18 protein-coding genes and 2 pseudogenes are annotated in these 16,603 nt (G+C 61.8%); 6 read left to right on the forward strand and 14 right to left on the reverse strand.

Annotation, left to right across the window (positions count from 1 at the left end; genetic code table 11):
- Positions 1-273: 273 nt before the first annotated feature.
- The 3 genes from C4N04_RS05035 to C4N04_RS05045 all read right to left on the reverse strand — a co-directional run bounded on the left by C4N04_RS05035 (position 274) and on the right by C4N04_RS05045 (position 2,174).
- On the reverse strand, positions 274-675 hold the full coding sequence (locus tag C4N04_RS05035; RefSeq protein WP_038688423.1) for a PilZ domain-containing protein: 402 nt from the start codon (positions 673-675) through the stop codon (positions 274-276).
- Positions 676-758: 83 nt separating this feature from the next.
- A complete protein-coding gene (locus C4N04_RS05040) occupies positions 759-1,640 on the reverse strand; it encodes a DMT family transporter (RefSeq protein WP_106795548.1) in 882 nt (293 codons plus the stop codon).
- 72 nt (positions 1,641-1,712) lie between these two features.
- Positions 1,713-2,174 (reverse strand): Lrp/AsnC family transcriptional regulator, encoded by a 462-nt coding sequence (locus C4N04_RS05045; protein WP_004672173.1) that lies wholly within the window; start codon positions 2,172-2,174, stop codon positions 1,713-1,715.
- 157 nt (positions 2,175-2,331) lie between these two features.
- Between C4N04_RS05045 and ald the strand changes: the two genes are divergently transcribed.
- Entirely contained in the window at positions 2,332-3,450 is a 1,119-nt protein-coding gene (gene ald / locus C4N04_RS05050) for an alanine dehydrogenase (RefSeq protein WP_106795549.1), read from the forward strand.
- 16 nt (positions 3,451-3,466) lie between these two features.
- Here the strand turns inward: ald and C4N04_RS05055 are convergent, their stop codons facing one another.
- Positions 3,467-3,976 (reverse strand): DUF1203 domain-containing protein, encoded by a 510-nt coding sequence (locus tag C4N04_RS05055; protein WP_010055003.1) that lies wholly within the window; start codon positions 3,974-3,976, stop codon positions 3,467-3,469.
- 28 nt (positions 3,977-4,004) lie between these two features.
- Between C4N04_RS05055 and C4N04_RS31770 the strand changes: the two genes are divergently transcribed.
- On the forward strand, positions 4,005-4,238 hold the full coding sequence (locus C4N04_RS31770; RefSeq protein ID WP_348628310.1) for a hypothetical protein: 234 nt from the start codon (positions 4,005-4,007) through the stop codon (positions 4,236-4,238).
- 61 nt (positions 4,239-4,299) lie between these two features.
- Here C4N04_RS31770 and C4N04_RS05060 read toward each other — a convergent pair whose 3' ends face one another.
- The 5 genes from C4N04_RS05060 to C4N04_RS05080 all read right to left on the reverse strand — a co-directional run bounded on the left by C4N04_RS05060 (position 4,300) and on the right by C4N04_RS05080 (position 8,869).
- Entirely contained in the window at positions 4,300-5,475 is a 1,176-nt protein-coding gene (locus tag C4N04_RS05060) for an MFS transporter (protein ID WP_106795550.1), read from the reverse strand.
- Between the two features lie 163 nt (positions 5,476-5,638).
- Positions 5,639-6,199 (reverse strand): GNAT family N-acetyltransferase, encoded by a 561-nt coding sequence (locus tag C4N04_RS05065; RefSeq protein WP_096764078.1) that lies wholly within the window; start codon positions 6,197-6,199, stop codon positions 5,639-5,641.
- 5 nt (positions 6,200-6,204) lie between these two features.
- Entirely contained in the window at positions 6,205-7,074 is an 870-nt protein-coding gene (sseA, locus tag C4N04_RS05070; RefSeq protein WP_106795551.1) for a 3-mercaptopyruvate sulfurtransferase, read from the reverse strand.
- A 14-nt stretch (positions 7,075-7,088) separates the two neighbouring features.
- A complete protein-coding gene (locus C4N04_RS05075) occupies positions 7,089-7,826 on the reverse strand; it encodes an alanyl-tRNA editing protein (protein ID WP_106795552.1) in 738 nt (245 codons plus the stop codon).
- Between the two features lie 5 nt (positions 7,827-7,831).
- Positions 7,832-8,869 carry a cysteine synthase A gene (locus tag C4N04_RS05080; RefSeq protein ID WP_038688438.1) on the reverse strand — a complete coding sequence of 346 codons (1,038 nt, stop codon included), beginning with the start codon at positions 8,867-8,869 and terminating at the stop codon, positions 7,832-7,834.
- A gap of 223 nt (positions 8,870-9,092) precedes the next feature.
- Here C4N04_RS05080 and C4N04_RS05085 point away from each other — a divergent pair, with 223 nt between their 5' ends.
- Positions 9,093-9,755, forward strand: coding sequence for a ChrR family anti-sigma-E factor (locus C4N04_RS05085; RefSeq protein WP_199852446.1), 663 nt, complete (start codon positions 9,093-9,095; stop codon positions 9,753-9,755).
- Positions 9,756-9,853: 98 nt separating this feature from the next.
- Positions 9,854-10,687: an SDR family NAD(P)-dependent oxidoreductase gene (locus C4N04_RS05090; protein WP_106795553.1), complete on the forward strand. Its 834-nt coding sequence runs from the start codon at positions 9,854-9,856 to the stop codon at positions 10,685-10,687.
- On the opposite strand, the pseudogene C4N04_RS05095 reads toward C4N04_RS05090, so the two are convergent.
- The 3 genes and pseudogenes from C4N04_RS05095 to C4N04_RS05105 form a co-directional block, all read right to left on the reverse strand.
- A pseudogene (locus C4N04_RS05095) lies at positions 10,688-11,328 on the reverse strand (cyclopropane-fatty-acyl-phospholipid synthase family protein); the annotation flags it as partial. It lies immediately after the preceding gene.
- Position 11,329: 1 nt separating this feature from the next.
- A pseudogene (locus C4N04_RS05100) lies at positions 11,330-11,820 on the reverse strand (deoxyribodipyrimidine photo-lyase); the annotation flags it as partial.
- A gap of 126 nt (positions 11,821-11,946) precedes the next feature.
- Positions 11,947-12,273: a hypothetical protein gene (locus tag C4N04_RS05105; RefSeq protein ID WP_010038239.1), complete on the reverse strand. Its 327-nt coding sequence runs from the start codon at positions 12,271-12,273 to the stop codon at positions 11,947-11,949.
- A 196-nt stretch (positions 12,274-12,469) separates the two neighbouring features.
- Between C4N04_RS05105 and C4N04_RS05110 the strand changes: the two genes are divergently transcribed.
- Together C4N04_RS05110 and C4N04_RS05115 are read left to right on the forward strand one after the other, a co-directional pair.
- Entirely contained in the window at positions 12,470-12,787 is a 318-nt protein-coding gene (locus C4N04_RS05110; protein WP_096770364.1) for a hypothetical protein, read from the forward strand.
- A gap of 116 nt (positions 12,788-12,903) precedes the next feature.
- Positions 12,904-13,581: an HAD family hydrolase gene (locus C4N04_RS05115; protein WP_096770391.1), complete on the forward strand. Its 678-nt coding sequence runs from the start codon at positions 12,904-12,906 to the stop codon at positions 13,579-13,581.
- 27 nt (positions 13,582-13,608) lie between these two features.
- On the opposite strand, the gene C4N04_RS05120 is transcribed toward C4N04_RS05115, so the two are convergent.
- Together C4N04_RS05120 and nirD are read right to left on the reverse strand one after the other, a co-directional pair.
- On the reverse strand, positions 13,609-16,266 hold the full coding sequence (locus C4N04_RS05120) for a nitrate reductase (protein WP_106795554.1): 2,658 nt from the start codon (positions 16,264-16,266) through the stop codon (positions 13,609-13,611).
- Positions 16,266-16,601, reverse strand: a complete 336-nt coding sequence (nirD, locus tag C4N04_RS05125) for a nitrite reductase small subunit NirD (protein WP_010048597.1) — start codon at positions 16,599-16,601, stop codon at positions 16,266-16,268. The genes C4N04_RS05120 and nirD overlap by 1 nt, the downstream gene beginning before the upstream one ends.
- Between the last annotated feature and the right edge of the window lie 2 nt (positions 16,602-16,603).

The following is a 16,603-nucleotide window of genomic DNA, read 5'->3' on the forward strand; positions in this document are numbered from 1 at the left end:
GATTTGGTGAGGAGTACACTGCCAAAATGACAGGACGGCAAAACAATGGCTAGCAAGGGCGGCGCGATCTGAAAATGCAATGTATAGTGCGGCACTCCGGCTCAAATCCATCGAGGGCGGGATCATGAACAGGGTCGTCATCGGGTGGCGCCATCGACATCGGGACCATCGACCTTAGCCTGCGGCGGACGCAAGGCTCTTGTTGCGTTCGACGTCGACCAGTAGCTCCTGGAACGATGTCAGCCGTTCCTTTGCCGCTGAAGCGGTGCAGCCCTAAGACTTCAGCGTCAACGTCGCCGAACGAGGCGGGCGCTCGACGTTGGTAGCGGCTCTCAGTTGGCGCACCGCCAGCACAGGGCGTATTTCCTGATGGAAGAAGCGGAAATAGGAGGAGACCTGCGCCCGCGCATTCGAATTCACGTCGAACTGGATGCCGACGCGGCCATTGTGCTTCCAGCGGATGATGCCCTCGAGCATTCCGAGGTTTTCGGCTTCGATGCGCACCTTGCTGCCGGAAGCGGCATGGAGCGGCGTCTTCGTCTCCAGCGCGGCGCCGGTCACTGACAGGTTGAGAATTCGGACATCCACTTGGCTGTTCAGATATTTCACATTGCCGAAGACGCGGCAATTCTTCCGATCGGCCTTCCGCGCCGTGATTTTCAAGTTGCTGCTCATACTGTTCCCCTTGATCGCGAGGGCAGCATAGCGCCGGAAAATTGAAATGGTTTTAGGGGCTTGAGTAAAATTGCAGTGAAATTTCAATTGGCGGCCGCCGCCCTGCGCCCCACCACATGTTCGCGCCAGATGGTGAAGATGCCGGCGGCAACGACGATGATCGAGCCGATGATCATGTTGAGACTGAGCGTTTCGTCATAGATCGTCACACCAATGATCGAGGCATAGACCAGCGAGAGATAGGTCAGCGGCTGGACGGCGGCGGCATCGAGAACATCGTAGGCGCGGATCAGGAAATAGTGGCTGGAAATGCTGGTGATGCAGACGAGCGCCATCCAGCCCCAGTCGCCCGGCGACATCCAGCTCCAGTAGAACGGGCCGACGAGCGTCATCGTGATGCCGCCGATAACGCCGGTATAGAAGAAGCTGGTCATCGACGAATCGTCGCGGCTGACGAAACGGGTGGCGATGACGTAGAAGGCGAAGTTGAAGCAGGAAAGAATGGCGAGAAGCAATTTTACGTCGAAAAACTCGCCTTCCGGCTTCAGGATCAGCAGCACCCCGCAAAGCCCGACGCCGATCGCCGTCCACCGTCGCCATCCAACCCGCTCGCCGAGGATCGGCATCGACAGCAGCGCGATCAGGATCGGCGTCGCGGAAAAGATTGCTTGTGAGCGGGCAAGGCCGATCACGGCAAAGCAGGTGATGGCCAGAACCACCTGGACGGCAAGCAGCACGCCGCGCACCACCTGAAGAAGCGGGCGTTTTGTGCGGGCCGTCGCCTTGAGGCCGCCGCGCATTTTCGAAGCGAGGACAATCGTGAACAGCGCGAAGGCCCAGTAGCGGATCATCGTCACGAAGATCGGCGGGTAAGTCGACGCCAGATGTTTCGAGATGGCGTCCTGCAGAGAGAAGATGGTGGTCGCCAGCAGGGCGAAAATATAACCGTGAGTCTTCGATGTCATGATATGCCGTAGGGGAGAAAACGTCCGCGAGCCGCGAAAGTGTGGGCAGCGTTTCGGCAAATAAGCAAGGCCTCAAAGCCCCACATTCGGCCTGTCTATGATTTCTCTAAGCGCGAAGCTCGAATTGATCTTGACCACATGGGGAAGCGCCGACAGCCAGTCGCGATGAATGCGCTCGTAATCCTCGAGATCCCGGGCGGCGACCCTGAGGATATAGTCGTATTCGCCGGACATTAGGTAGCAGACGAGCACGTTTGGGCAGAGTTTCACAGCGGCTTCGAATTCCGCCAGCGTTTTGGCGAACTGGCCGGACAGCGAGATATGCACAATCGCGATCATCTTGTAATCGAGCGCCTTGTGCGAAAGCCGCGCATGATAGCCGCCGATGACACCGCTTCTTTCGAGGATGTCGAGCCGGCGCGAACAGGCCGAAGGCGACAGCCCGATCTTTTCGGCAAGCTCGGCGTTGGTGATCCGGGCATTGGCCTGCAAGACTTTGAGAATCGCAAGATCGATGGTGTCGAGATCAGTCATTCGCAGAACCTTCGAAGAAAAAGGAGATACACGCAACAATCGCCGAAAAATCCCTTCCGCGCAAATCGTCTTTGCAAGGACATTTCACGCCCTTGGTGGTTGGATTCATCGTCCGAGGAGATCCGCGGCTGCGGAGAGGAAATGGAGAGGAACGCCAATGCGTGTCGGTTGCCCGAAGGAAATCAAGAACCATGAATATCGTGTCGGCCTGACGCCGGCCTCGGTGCGCGAATACGTCGCCCATGGCCACGAGGTCTGGGTAGAGACCAAGGCGGGCGCCGGCATCGGCGCCGATGACGCCTCCTACGCGGCGGCTGGCGCGAAGATGGCCGCCTCCGCCAAGGATATCTTCGAAAAGTGCGACATGATCGTCAAGGTGAAGGAGCCGCAGCCCTCAGAATGGGCGCAGCTGCGCGACGGTCAGCTTCTCTATACCTATCTGCATCTGGCACCCGACCCCGAACAGACCAAGGGTCTGATCGCCTCCGGCGTCACCGCGATCGCCTATGAGACGGTGACCGACGAGCGCGGCGGCCTGCCGCTGCTGGCGCCGATGTCGGAAGTGGCAGGACGCCTGTCGATCCAGGCGGGAGCCACCGCGTTGCAGAAAGCCAATGGCGGTCTCGGCGTCCTGCTCGGCGGCGTACCCGGCGTGCTGCCGGCCAAGGTTGCCGTCATCGGCGGCGGCGTTGTCGGCCTGCACGCCGCCAGAATGGCGGCCGGCCTCGGCGCCGATGTCAGCATTCTCGACAAATCGCTGCCGCGCCTTCGCCAGCTCGACGACATTTTTGCGGGCCGTGTGCACACCCGTTATTCCAGCATCCAGGCACTGGAGGAGGAGGTCTTCTCGGCCGACCTCGTCATCGGCGCCGTGCTCATTCCCGGGGCCGCTGCCCCGAAGCTCGTCACGCGCGAAATGCTGTCCGGCATGAAGAAGGGCTCCGTCATCGTCGACGTCGCCATCGACCAGGGCGGTTGCTTCGAGACCTCGCATGCGACGACCCATTCCGATCCGACCTATGAGGTCGACGGCGTGGTGCATTATTGCGTCGCCAACATGCCGGGCGCTGTGCCCGTCACCTCGGCGCACGCGCTGAACAACGCCACGCTGGTTCATGGCCTGGCGCTCGCCGATCGCGGCCTGCGCGCCATTGCCGAAGACAAGCACCTGAGAAACGGCCTCAATGTGCATAAGGGCCGCATTACCAGCAAGCCGGTCGCCGAAGCCCTCGGCTACGAAGCCTTCGCGCCCGAGAGCGTGCTGAACGTAGCGTAAGCTTCCTAACTCAAGGTCAAGTCAAGGCGCCGATTTCCTTAAGGGCCGGCGCCTCTATCTTGTCAATCCGGCACTGAAAGCAGTTGTTGCGTGCCGAACGCACATGGACATAGGCGACGTCCGGCCGTGCCAGCAGCTTTTCGCCATAGGCTGCGATCTCGCCGATCACGGTCACAGCGCCGGTGCCATAAACGATGCGGTTGTCTTCATTGTAGCCGCGGAGAATAAAGTCCGGACTCGTCGTCAACACCGGCGGCAGGATCTCCTCGGCAGCATAGCGTTTGCAAGGCCGCTTGTGCAGGAAGATCGGGCCGGTTTCGGCATAGGGCTGCAACTCCGGGAATGGCCGATAAGCGAAAACCAGCAGTTCCTCGCCTTCATCGATATTCTCAAGGCAGTGGCGGCAGGGATGACCCGGGCCGTCGGAAATGATCGTCTCGGGCAGTCTGTCGTAAGCATCGCGGCCGCCGCTCCAGAGATGCTCGGCGTCGATGGTCGGCATGGCGGCAAAGCGAATGGCGGTCATGGCAAATCTCCTTTGTGGTTGCCATGAAATGCATCCGTATCATTGTATAAGCCACCCGTTTCTTGCCACGCTGCATCGTCAAAGGAGAGTTGCCATGGCTGAAGTCGATTTGGCGCTGCTGGCGCAGCAGAACGCCGAAATATTGGAGGAACTCAGGGCCTTGCGCCGGGAGGTGGCGGAACTTAGGGAGCTGTCGGGCCGTACGCTCGACTTCGAGCGCCGCAATGATCCACGCCGACCAAGCAGCCTGACGCGGCGTTAGATGCTGTGGCCCGCGCGACCGATCCGACCCTGAAGCCCGGCACCGCAGCACATCCGGTGTATCAACCGTTGGTCTGCACAGATTGCGGCTCGCTTGTGGCCGGCATCGGAGCAGCGGAGAGCGCCTTGGTGACAAGAAGCGCGGTGACGATTACGGGGACCACCACCCAGTAGGACATGCGGATGCCGAAATATTCGGCAATAAAACCAAGCAGGGGCGGGCCGGCGAAAAACACGAGGAAGGTCGTCTGCCCAAGGGCCGCGACGTTAACCGGAGCCGGCCGGTCCGTGCGGCGGGCCGCAGCCGAGATGGCAAGCGGATAGACCGATGAGCAGCCGATGCCGGTCAGGCCGAAGCCTATGAGCGCTGTGGCCGGATGTGCCGCCGTCGCGACCATAACAAGCCCGACGACGACGATTCCGAGAAGGACTATTGCGACCGGGTGTGGGTTGAAGCGGTCGATCACAGGGTCCATTGCGAGCCGTCCGATGGCGATGCACAGGGAGAATATCGTCACGCTGAGCCCGCCGATGAAGGGTTCGGCCGCAAAGACGTCACGCATATAGATCGCTGACCAGTCGACGCTCGCGCCTTCAGCCAAAAGCGGCGCTGCGCCTATCAGGCAAAGGGACAACAGCCCCATTGTGGGAAAAGCGATGAGCGGGATTTCTCCGGAGTGCGCGTCCTGCCGAGGAGGCGCGTTCTCGATCTTCGAGAAAACGACGGAACCTGAAATGAGGACGGTCAGGAGGACGAGGAAGGTGTGTAGTTCGATGGAGACGGCGGCTTGCCGCATGCCCGCGGCGATAAGGGCAGTCATGCAGAAACCGAGGCTCCACATGCCATGAGCGCGGCTCATGATGCGGTAACCAAGCAGAGCCTCGTGTCGGTCGGTTTCGATATTGGCATTGATCTCGAACGCCCCGGTGAAAAGACCGGCGATGAAGAACAGAGGCATTGCCGATAGCGCTGAAGGCATCCAGGAGATCAGCGACAAAAACAAGGTTGCACCGAACACCGTGACGAAAGCTGTGGTGCGCGCACCGAACCTCTCGATTATCCTCACCGAAAATGTCAGCCCGCAAAGAACCCCCAATGACATGACAGCGAGCAAAAGCCCGAGTTCGCCCTCGGTGAGACCGAACTTGCGCTGAAGATCAGGCAGTCGCGATAGGAAGGCACCCACGGAAAGGGCGACAGCAAACTGGATGAAGAAAATGCGGTGGTGCGGCTTCATCTCGGGACCTGCTCCGATCGGATTGGATTGAGCCCCAGCCAACGGCAGAATAGCAGGGCTCTACGGTGAGATGGCGGCGGGTTCAGAAACCGGCGGCTTACGGATTATCTACACCGCTGCTGACAGACACTGTCAGCATGAAGTCCGCCGTCCGCGATAATCCTCAACTTTTCCGCGCCAGCTCCAGAAGCTCCTTGTCACTCAGCGGCCGGACGATGCCGGTGCCGGTCGAGACCGGGGAGAAGCCGTACATCTGGTAGAGCTGCAGCGCGCGCGGATGGTCGAGATTGTTTGTTGTGGTGGTGACCCGCTTCGGATTGAGCGACCAGATGGCATAAAGCGCCTGCAGCAGAAACCACTTGCCGATGCCGAGGCCGAGTGCATGTTCGATCAGGCCGAAATGGCTGAGTTCGATCGTATCCTCGTCCTCACAGAAATATTCATAGAAGCCGGCCGGGGCGCCGTTCACATAGAGGACGCTGATATTGTTGCGCTTGTCGTTCAGCATTTCCGCCAGTTGCTCGTCGCTCATGCGCAGCCGGTCCACCCACTGCCAGCGCGCGCCCACCTGCCGGTAGAGATAGCGGTAGAAGGGCAGTGGGATGCCGGGCGCGCGCATGATCGCCGTCTGGATATTGACCGGCACCGGCAGGCTGGCTTTTGGTGGCGCCGTCATTTCGAGACGGGTGATGTGCGCCTTGAGCGAAGCGGGCGTCTTTCCCATGGCGGTCAAGCTTTGACCGGCGTCGGCGGGCCGGTGACGACAGGCGTATCGTCACGGCTTCCCCATTCGCTCCAAGAGCCGTCGTAAAGCTTGTTGTCCTGATGGCCGAGCGATTCCAGTGCCAGCGTGATGATCGCCGCCGTGATTCCCGAGCCGCAGGAGGTGACGACCGGCTTCGAAAGATCGATGCCGGCATCCTCGATCGTCTGGCGGAGTTCGGGCAATGATTTGAACCGGCCCTGGTAGGCAAAGACGCCGGAGGGCAGGCTGCGGGCGCCGGGCATATGGCCGGAGCGCATGCCGGCCCGCGGCTCGGGCTCGGTGGCGGCGAAGCGGCCGGCGCTGCGGGCATCGGCGATCTGCATCGCGCCGCTCGAGACGATGTCGCGCATGGTATCGAGCGTCACCACGCGGCTCGCATCGAAGTTTGGCGTAAACGTCGCCGGCGCATGGCCGGGCGTCGTCGTTTCGAGCGGACGCCCCTCGGCCTTCCAGCCGTCGAGACCGCCGTCGAGCACGAAGACGTTCTTTGCCCCCATCACCCGGAACAGCCACCACACTCGCGGCGAGGCAAACAGGCCGATGCCGTCATAGACGACGATGCGATCGTTCTCGCTGATGCCGAGGCGGCCGGCTTCGGTGGCGAAATAGTCGGGCGAGGGGATCGTGTGCGGCAGCGACGTCGAATGGTCGGCGATCTTGTCCTGATCGAAACGGATGGCGCTGGGAATATGGCCGGCAGCATATTCGGCATCGGCATCGCGTTTCTGCGCCGGCAGATAGAAGGATGCGTCGAGCACACGCAGATCCGGTTTGCCGAGCTCGGCCTGCAGCCAGTCGGCGGAGACGACGAAACGGCTCTTGCTCTCAGTCATTATGCTCTCCCCTGTCAGGCTTCTTCGCCGGGCGCGCCGAAGCGGATACGGAAGCGCCGGTTCTCCTTGCCCTTCTTTTCAATCTTGGCGATATGGATCTGGCCGACTTCCTGCGTTTCCGAGACATGTGTGCCGCCGCAGGGCTGGCTGTCAATCGAGGAGTTTTCGCCGATGCAGACGAGGCTGACACGACCGAGACCGATCGGCGGGCGCACATTCTTCGATTTGACAATATCAGGATTGGCCGCAAGCTCGTTGTCGGTGATCCATTGCAGGTAGACCGGATGGTTCTGGCCTACCAGTTCCATCAGCCTCGCCGTGACCTCGTCCTTATCGATCGTCTCGCTCATGTCGAAGTCGATGCGGCTTTCTTCCTCGCCGACAGCGGCCCCGGTGATCGGATAGGAGCAGATGACCGACAGCAGGTGGCAAGCCGTGTGCATGCGCATCAGCCTGTAGCGGCGCGGCCAATCGACATGCAGCACCAGTGTCTCGCCGATCTCAGGCTGCGGCTCATTGTCGAGCGGCACATGGATGATGATATCCTTGCTCGCGCCATGTTTCGTCTGGCCGAGCACGATCTTGCTGCCGTCGGCGCGTTCAAGCTGTCCGGTGTCACCGGGCTGGCCGCCCGACGCCGCATAGAAGCAGGTCTGGTCGAGTTCGATGCCCCCGTCGTCGTGAACGGCGGTGACGACCGCCTCGCATGTCGAGAGATAGAAGTCGTCACGATAGAGGGCATTGACGGGCATGGGTATCACACGGGTTCGTAGGGAACGTGTATGTCGGAGGACCTAGCCATCCAGCCGGGAACGGGCAGCCCCTTCGACCGCAGAAAATCCGGGTTGAAGAGTTTCGACTGATAGCGGTTGCCGTAGTCGCAGAGGATTGTCACCACCGTGTGACCGGGTCCGAGATCCCGGGCGAGATTGACGGCGCCGGCAATATTGATCGCCGTCGAGCCGCCGAGGCACAGGCCTTCATTTTCGACGAGATCGAAAAGATAGGGAAGGGATTCGGCATCGGAGATCCGATAGGAAAAGTCCGGCGTGAATCCTTCGAGATTGGCGGTGATGCGGCCCTGGCCGATGCCCTCCGTGATCGATGAACCTTCGGATTTCAGCGTGCCGTTCTGGTAGAATTCATAGAGAGCGGCGCCGTCGGGATCGGCGATGCCGATCTTGACGTCGGCGTTGAAAGCCTTGAGGCCAGCCGCGACACCTGCCAGCGTGCCGCCGGAGCCGACGGAGCAGATAAAGCCGTCGACCTTGCCGTCGGTGTCCTTCCAGATTTCCGGCGCGGTCGTCTCGACATGCGCCTGCCGGTTGGCGACGTTGTCGAACTGGTTCGCCCAGATCGCCCCGTTCGGCTCGCTCTTCGCCATTTGTTCGGCAAGCCGCCCCGACACCTTCACGTAATTGTTCGGGTTCTTGTAGGGAACGGCGGGCACTTCGACGAGTTCGGCGCCGAGCAGTTTCAACGCGTCCTTCTTTTCCTGGCTCTGCGTTTCCGGGATGACGATGACGGTGCGGTAGCCGAGGGCCTTGGCGACCAGCGTCAGGCCGATGCCGGTATTGCCGGCCGTGCCTTCGACGATGACGCCGCCGGGCCGAAGCAGCCCCTTCCGCTCGGCGTCGCGGATGATGAAGAGCGCGGCACGGTCCTTGACCGACTGGCCGGGGTTCAGGAACTCCGCCTTGCCGAGAATGGTGCAGCCGGTTGCCGCCGAGGCGCCCTTGAGTTTGATCAGGGGCGTATTGCCGATGGCTTCGAGGACGGAGGGATGGAAGGTCATGGAATCTGCCTCTTTCGAACTCTTACTTTAAGAACGGTCTTTTCCCTTCACAAGGCTGTGTTGGCAAGAAATGCTATTCCATGCCGCTGTCGGCCACGACAAAATTTCGCTTTCCCTGCCCGAAAAGGCCCATCACCCGCCATCCGGCGGTTGCGCGGTGATCCGAAGGTTGACTTTACCCGTACGGATGATGACAAAGCGAAGCGGTGCGCAGCAACAGGGCGTGACCAAAACCGACATGGTTCACGAGCAGATCGATACGATCGACACATTGATGGCGCATTACGTCGCCGGCTCCTTGCCCGAGCCGGCGCGGGTGCTCGTTCGATCCCATCTGCAAATGAAGCCGGGCAATCGATACCTGGTGAGCAGCCTCGAGCTTTTGGCCGGGGAAGCCCTTGAAAGCACACCGGAAGCCGCCATAGCCGATCGCGACCAGCGGCTTGCGGCGATATTTTCCTCTATGCCTTCTGCTTCGGAATACCATGTTTCCAAAAAGGTGGCCAAAAGGGCGCCGTTTCCCCAGGCTTTGCGCGATCTCCTCGGCTTCGAAGCCGAGGATGTGCCCTGGCGCAGGCGCTTGCCCGGCTTCAAGGACTATTCGTTCGACATGGAAGGTTGCGAGGTCAGCCTGATGTGGATCCGGCCGGGCCGTGCCTTACCGGCCCACACCCATAAAGGCCTGGAACTGATCCTGATCCTCGACGGCGCCTTCAACGATGAACGCGGCCGTTTTGGTCCCGGTGACATCTCCATCGCCGACGAGACGGTCGAGCATCGCCCGGTCGCCGAAAAGGCCAGGCCCTGCATCGCCTTTGCCGTTTCCGACGGGCCGGTCAAGCTCACCGGATCCCTTCGTCAGATGATCGGCGACCTGATCGGCTGAAAGCAGCCACAATGGTGTGATAAAGCCGTAAATCCGGGAGGAGATGATAACTTCCGGACCCGTTGTCGTGTTGGTCAGGCAGAGCCGGAGGACATGTCATGCGTGATTTCATCGCCCGTCCCGAACATGGAATCGTCTGGATATCGGGCGCGAGTTCCGGCCTCGGGCGGGCGCTTGCGCTGAAGCTTGCCGGCGAGGGATACAAGGTCGCCGTCACCGCCAGAAGCCATGAAAAATTGGTCGAACTGCAGACCGAGGCCAGCGGCCTTGACGGCAGCATCGTCGTTCTCGATGGCGACGTCACCGATGCCGAGGACATGGAACATGTCATGGCCTCCATCGAATACGAGCACGGGGCGCTTGCCATGGCGATCCTCAATGCCGGCGTCTATCTGCCTGTTCATGCCGAGGACCTGCACCGCGCCGATTTCGAAAAGAGCTTCACCGTCAATCTTTCCGGCGTCGTCAACTGTCTCTTGCCGGCGATCCGCCATATGAAGGCGAAAGGGCAGGGGCAGATCGCCATCGTCTCCTCCGTTTCCGGCTATGGCGGCCTGCCGACGGGGGCGGCCTATGGCGCCACCAAGGCGGCGCTGATCAACATGGCCGAAAGCCTGAAGTTCGATCTCGACAAGATGGGCATCCGCATCCAACTCGTCAGCCCGGGCTTCATCGATGCCCCGGCGACAGGCAAGAGCGCCTTGCCGATGCCGGCGCTGGTGTCGCCCGAGGAGGCTGCCCGGCAGATCGCAGCCGGACTGAAATCGCAAGCCTTCGAGATCACGTTCCCCGGGCGCTTCACCACGATGCTGAAGCTTGCGCGTCTGCTTCCCTACGGCGCTTATTTCCCGCTGGTGAACCGCTTGACCGGCTGGCGCGAACGGCCGTCATCGGCAGGTCACCATCCGGCGACACCGCATCCGGCGGAATGATCAGCTGCGCGAGAACACCACCTGGCGCACATCGATATTGCGGGCCCGGAAACCGGCTTCGCAATAGAACAGATAGAATTCCCAGAAGCGCTTGAAGCGCTCGTCGAAACCCATCGGGCGGATGCATTCCCAGACCGACCGGAAGCGCTCGCGCCATTCGGCAAGCGTACGGGGAGCCCGAAGCTGAAGTCCCTGACCAGTGACAGGTCGACCCTGCCGGCGAGATCGGCCAGGTGGTTGCGCGTCGGCAGCATGCCGCCGGGAAAGACGTATTTCTGAATGAAGTCGGGATTGCTGCGATATTGGTCGAAGGCTTCAGGCCGGATGGTTATGATCTGCAGGCCGGCCTTGCCGCCCGGCTTCAGGCATTGCCGGAGCTTGGAGAAATAGAACGGCCAATATTTTTCGCCGACAGCCTCGAACATTTCGATCGAGACGATCCGGTCGTAGAGCCCGGCTTCATCACGGTAATCCTGAAAACGAAATTTGACGCGATCGCCAAGACCTGCCTTTTCGATGCGCGCTTCGGCATAGGCGAGCTGCTCCCGGCTGATCGTCAGCCCGGTGACCTTGCAGTCCAGCTCGCCGGCTGCGAATTCGGCAAAACCGCCCCAACCGCAGCCGATCTCCAGGACGTGATCCTGGTTCGCCGGCACTCTCCAGTGCGCGCCAGTGTAGACCCGGTAGGGCGTGCCCTTGCCGGTCACCAGCCGGCACGGATCGTGCAGCAGCTGGCCGGTGAAACTTCTTGCTTCGATCCCCTGCTTTTCCAGTTCAGCCTTGATGCGGACATCGATCGACATTCCGGACGGGTCGTAGCGCCGGTTCCAGTAAACGGCGTCTGCGCCGCTCTTCCTGATGACGCCGCGCAGCACCTCGAGCGCCTCGCCGCTTGCAAGCACCAGCCGTCCCTGCCGCTTGCGCAACGACATATTCAGCGCTTCCAGCGAATGATGCAGCCACCAAGCCTGAGCGGCACCGAGCGGACCTGTGCCCGCGGCCGTCGGCTCGCGGATATAGAGGGGGATGATCGGTCGCCCGGAACGATGAGCGGCCCCAAGAGCCTGGTTGTCGTCAAGGCGCAAATCCTTGCGAAACCACAGTATGACAGGTTTTGTCTCGCCCGCTGCCAAGAAGCCGTCTCCGCTCGTGTCATTGACGCTGCTACGAATCGACGGAAAGGCCGGATCAAATTTTCATCCGAAGACATGAAAAAGGCCGGCGTGAACCGGCCTTTCTCAAAGTGGGCGATGGCCTGCTCAGTTGTCGTATTCGCGGCAGGCTTCGCTGATCGATGCGCCGCTCTGACCGCCACGGGTGTCGACGCCTGAATTCTGCTGCGGCATGCCGGGGCATTCCATCGTCTGGGGCCGGCCGATGCTCTGTGTCGTGGTCGGATCGACCGGGGCGACCTGCACCGGACGGATGCCATTGTCGCTGTTGGTGTAATCGGACGAATAGTTACCCGAACTCGGATCGGTCGAACCGCCATTCGTCGGCCCAATCGGATCGGGGTTCGACTGGGCAAAGGCCGACGATGCCATGCCGATCGCGAGCAGCGAAGCGGCGATAAGAGATCTGGTCATGAGGATATCCTCCTTTGATTTTCATCTTGGATGACCGTTGGGTAACTGGCCCACGGAGGCATTGTTCCGAAATTTGCGAAAAACCTGCACGCTGGCCTTGCATGGTTACGCATAAACCTTAACCGGCGAAGCCGCTGGATCGCTGCCACTGTCTGCCTTAGGCACACGAAACGCTAATCCGCAGCATGAGGCCGCTATGTTCGTTTCCCCTCGCGAGGCCGCAGATCTCGGTCTGCAGATTGCGCTTTCACTTGCTTTGACGGCAGGTGGAATGGCGATCGCTGCCACGGCCACAGGCGGCGAAAGAGCCGATATTTCCGCGATCGACGTCAGCCGCCCCTCCTTGTGGACCGCCATTCCGACACGCGTCGATCCGACAGGACAGGCCCGTCTCCGGGCGGACGCGCCGGCTGAACTGCGGCTAGCCGCCAGAACTGGCGACCTTTGCCATGACCGGATCGGCCTTCGCCTCTCCTGCGATCTGATAGCGGCTTCGGGCGCCGCCGCCTTTTAGGACAGATTTGCGACATCGTCGCAGTCACGCTCGAAAACTTGCAAAACATGGCGATTTGCCGTTTCATCGCGTCCAGCGACTGCCATCCGACTCTCTTTCCCGAAGGATTCAGCATTTTGTCCCAGCCGATGCCGCGTGGCTTCGAGAAGCCTTATGCCGCCTTCCTGTTCGATATGGATGGTACCATTCTCAATTCGATCCGTGCGGCCGAACGGGTGTGGAGCGATTGGGCCAGGCGTCAAGGGCTCGATGTTGCGGACTTTCTGCCGAAGATGCATGGATCGCGCGGCGTCGACACGATCGCCCGGCTGAACCTGCCGGGCGTCGATCCCGAACATGAAGCCAAATTGGTGACCGAGGCCGAAATCGCCGATGTCAGCGATGTCGTCGCCATTTCTGGCGCTGCCGCCTTCCTAAGTTCGCTGCCGCCGGATCGCTGGGCGATCGTCACCTCCTCGCCGTTGCGTCTTGCCCGCCGGCGGCTGGAAGCGGCAGGCTTGTCACTGCCGAAATTCATGGTGACGGCGGAGGACGTCAAAGTCGGAAAGCCCGATCCGCAATGTTACATTCTCGGCGCCGAACGTCTCGGCGTCAGCACCCAGGACTGCCTGGTGTTCGAGGATGTCACAGCCGGCATCATCGCCGGCGAGGCCGCGGGCGCCGACGTGATGGTAGTGACGGCAACCCATCACCAGAAGATGGAGACGTCGCATCCGACCCTCGCATCCTACGACGAAATTTCGGTGCGCATCTCGGCCGACCACAAGATGTTGATCGCCCCGAACGTGGCCTGATATCGCCACGTTACAGTTTTTCGCCTTTCACTCCGCGGCCGCGGCAAGACAGCGATCGATGATCCGGCCGATTTCGCCGCGGCAGGAGCCGCAATTGGTCCCGGCGCTGGTTTCCTTGCCGACCGCCTCGACGCTGTGGCATCCGCCGCGCACGGCAGCGGCGATCTGATTGACCCCGACGCTGAAGCAAGAGCAGACGGTGGCGCCCGGATCCGGTCTGCCGGCCCCAGGGCGGCCTGCTACCAGCGCGAAGCGTTTCCGCAGGTCACCATGCGGCACCGAGAGCTGCGAGATTGCCCAGTTGCGCGCCACGGCGACCGGCTCGCGCGCGAGGAACAGCGCGGCGAGCAGCGTCTCGCCGTCGAAGAAGGCGAGCCTGAGGTCGCCGGTTTGCCGGTCGGCGTAACCCAGCGGTTCGATTTCGTCGGGAATGGCAAAAACCGCCCGGCACCAGGCCGTCCAGTCCTCGACGGTTTCGCCGAAGGCAAGCTCCAGCCGCCAGCCGCCGTCGGCTTTCGCCAGCGCCCAATAAGCCGCCTCCGGCGTGGCCGGTTTGACGGCCGAGACCGCGAAGCCGTAATGCGCGGCGCGGAAGGGGCGGACGGCGACGGCGACGTTTTTCGATGCCGGCTGGCCGGAAATCGGATCGGTGATCGGCGCGACCACGGCGTCGATCCGCGCTTTTGCCGCGAACTGGTCGTTCCAGTGCATCGGCGCGAAAATGCTGCCGCGCGCCTGGCGATCGGTCACCAGCGCGCGGACGATCGCCTTGCCGTGCGGGCTGTCGATCTCGGCGAGACCGGCGCTCGATATACCGGTCTCGATCGCATCGCGCGGATGGATCTCGGCAAAGGGTTCGGCGATATGGGCGGAAAGCCGCGCGCTCTTTCCGGTTCGCGTCATCGTATGCCACTGGTCGCGGATGCGTCCGGTATTCAGCGTAAAGGGGAAGTCGGCATTGGTGCGATCGGTTGCCGGCGGTTCCACCGCAACGAAGCGTGCCTTGCCATCGGCATGGTAGAAGCCGCCATCGGCGAAGAAGCGGGTGACGCCCGGCGCGCTCCCTGCCGCCTGCGGCCATTGGAAGGGCGACAGTTCTTCATAGGCGGCGCCTGAGATACCGGCGCGGGCGCCGATGTCGAAGTCGCGGCTGCCGTTGTTTTCGAAGGCGGAAAGGGCGGCGTGTTCGGCGAATATTTCGGCCGGCGCATCGAAATCGAAGGCAGCGGCAAATCCCATGCGGCGTCCGACCTCCGCAAGCTGCCACCAGTCGGCCTTCGCATCGCCAGGGATGCCGAGAAACGGCCGCTGCCTGGAAATGCGCCGTTCGGAATTGGTGACGGTGCCGTCCTTTTCGCCCCAGCCGAGCGAGGGCAGAAGCACATCTGCATGCCGGGTCGTATCCGTCTCTCTCAGAACGTCGGAGACGACGACGAAGGGACAGGCGGCGATCGCGCTTTCGACGCTATCGGCATCCGGCATCGAGACGACGGGGTTGGTGGCCATGATCCAGAGCGCCTTGATGCGTCCGTCGGCGACGGCGCGGAACATGTCGACCGCTTTCTGGCCCCCTTTTGCGGCGATGACTGGCGAATCCCAGAAGCGCTGCACGCGGTCGCGGTCGTCAGGATTTTCGATCGCCATATGGGCGGCGAGCATGTTGGCGAGACCGCCGACTTCGCGCCCGCCCATGGCGTTCGGCTGGCCGGTCAGCGAGAACGGGCCCATGCCCGGACGGCCGATGCGGCCGGTCGCCAGATGGCAGTTGAGGATGGCATTGACCTTGTCAGTGCCGGAAGAGGATTGGTTGACGCCCTGGCTGTAGCAGGTGACGACCTTCGACGTTGTCTCGAACAGGCGGAAGAATTCCCGGATCTGCATGGCCGGCAGGCCGGTCCGCTCCAGGAGATCGTTGATATCAAGCGCTGCGGCGGCCGCAAAGGCGCCGGCGAAGCCTTCCGTATGGGAGGCGATATAATTCTGGTCGATCGCTGGGCTTGTGGCGAGATGGGCGAGCAGCCCCATGAACAGCGCGACGTCGCCGTCCGGGCGGATAGCCAGATGCAGGTCGGCGATATCGCATGTCATCGTCCGGCGCGGATCGATGACGACGATCCGCATGTTCGGCCGCGCCGCTTTTGCGGCGGCCAGCCGCTGGTAGATGACGGGGTGACACCAGGCGAGGTTGGAGCCGGTGAGCACCACGAGATCCGCAAGTTCGATATCCTCATAGGTCCCTGGCACGGTATCGGCGCCGAAGGCGCGGCGATGCCCGGCCACCGACGAGGACATGCAGAGCCTGGAATTGGTGTCGATATTGGCCGAACCGATGAAGCCCTTCATCAGCTTGTTGGCGACATAATAATCCTCGGTCAGTAACTGGCCGGAGACGTAGAAGGCAACAGAGTCAGGCCCGTGTTCGGCTATCGTTTCGGAAAAACGCCGGGCGACCAAATCGAGCGCCTCGTCCCAATCGCTCCGTTCGCCTGCAATTTCGGGATAAAGCAGCCGGCCGTCGAGATCGATGGTTTCGGCAAGCGCCGAACCCTTCGAGCAGAGCCGGCCGAAATTCGACGGATGCTCGGGATCGCCCTTGACGCTGACGGCGCCGGCCTCGTCCACCGTGGCGATAACGCCGCAGCCGACGCCGCAATAGGGGCAGGTGGTCTTGACCTCAGCCGCCATTATTCAGCCGCCATCATCAGGCTTTCGAGCGCGATGAACAGGGCGCCGTCCTCGTTGCGGACCGGTATGGTCCGCACCGCGCCATCGTCGGCGCCGAGCGCCTTGCCGGTTTCCAGAGAGATCACCCAATTGTGCAGCGGGCAGGTGACGGCCTTGGCATGCACGATGCCCTGGGAGAGCGGACCACCCTTGTGCGGGCAGTGATCCTCGATGGCGAACACCTCGTTTTCGGCCGTACGGAAGACGGCGATCTTGCCCTGCGGCGTCTTCACGCAGCGCGCGCCGCGCAGCGGGATATCGGAGATGTCACCGATTGCAACCCAATTCATGTCCATCT

This window comes from Rhizobium sp. H4, from assembly GCF_003013335.1.
Taxonomy (GTDB): Bacteria; Pseudomonadota; Alphaproteobacteria; order Rhizobiales; family Rhizobiaceae; genus Rhizobium; species Rhizobium sophoriradicis.

What these genes read in the sequence shown, in the direction of transcription:
- C4N04_RS05035 (WP_038688423.1), bottom strand. Translation starts at nt 675, where the DNA reads ATGAGCAGCAACTTGAAAATCACGGCGCGGAAGGCCGATCGGAAGAAT.
- C4N04_RS05040 (WP_106795548.1), bottom strand. Translation starts at nt 1,640, where the DNA reads ATGACATCGAAGACTCACGGTTATATTTTCGCCCTGCTGGCGACCACC.
- C4N04_RS05045 (WP_004672173.1), bottom strand. Translation starts at nt 2,174, where the DNA reads ATGACTGATCTCGACACCATCGATCTTGCGATTCTCAAAGTCTTGCAG.
- ald (WP_106795549.1), top strand. Translation starts at nt 2,332, where the DNA reads ATGCGTGTCGGTTGCCCGAAGGAAATCAAGAACCATGAATATCGTGTC.
- C4N04_RS05055 (WP_010055003.1), bottom strand. Translation starts at nt 3,976, where the DNA reads ATGACCGCCATTCGCTTTGCCGCCATGCCGACCATCGACGCCGAGCAT.
- C4N04_RS31770 (WP_348628310.1), top strand. Translation starts at nt 4,005, where the DNA reads ATGCATCCGTATCATTGTATAAGCCACCCGTTTCTTGCCACGCTGCAT.
- C4N04_RS05060 (WP_106795550.1), bottom strand. Translation starts at nt 5,475, where the DNA reads ATGAAGCCGCACCACCGCATTTTCTTCATCCAGTTTGCTGTCGCCCTT.
- C4N04_RS05065 (WP_096764078.1), bottom strand. Translation starts at nt 6,199, where the DNA reads ATGGGAAAGACGCCCGCTTCGCTCAAGGCGCACATCACCCGTCTCGAA.
- sseA (WP_106795551.1), bottom strand. Translation starts at nt 7,074, where the DNA reads ATGACTGAGAGCAAGAGCCGTTTCGTCGTCTCCGCCGACTGGCTGCAG.
- C4N04_RS05075 (WP_106795552.1), bottom strand. Translation starts at nt 7,826, where the DNA reads ATGCCCGTCAATGCCCTCTATCGTGACGACTTCTATCTCTCGACATGC.
- C4N04_RS05080 (WP_038688438.1), bottom strand. Translation starts at nt 8,869, where the DNA reads ATGACCTTCCATCCCTCCGTCCTCGAAGCCATCGGCAATACGCCCCTG.
- C4N04_RS05090 (WP_106795553.1), top strand. Translation starts at nt 9,854, where the DNA reads ATGCGTGATTTCATCGCCCGTCCCGAACATGGAATCGTCTGGATATCG.
- C4N04_RS05105 (WP_010038239.1), bottom strand. Translation starts at nt 12,273, where the DNA reads ATGACCAGATCTCTTATCGCCGCTTCGCTGCTCGCGATCGGCATGGCA.
- C4N04_RS05110 (WP_096770364.1), top strand. Translation starts at nt 12,470, where the DNA reads ATGTTCGTTTCCCCTCGCGAGGCCGCAGATCTCGGTCTGCAGATTGCG.
- C4N04_RS05120 (WP_106795554.1), bottom strand. Translation starts at nt 16,266, where the DNA reads ATGGCGGCTGAGGTCAAGACCACCTGCCCCTATTGCGGCGTCGGCTGC.
- nirD (WP_010048597.1), bottom strand. Translation starts at nt 16,601, where the DNA reads ATGGACATGAATTGGGTTGCAATCGGTGACATCTCCGATATCCCGCTG.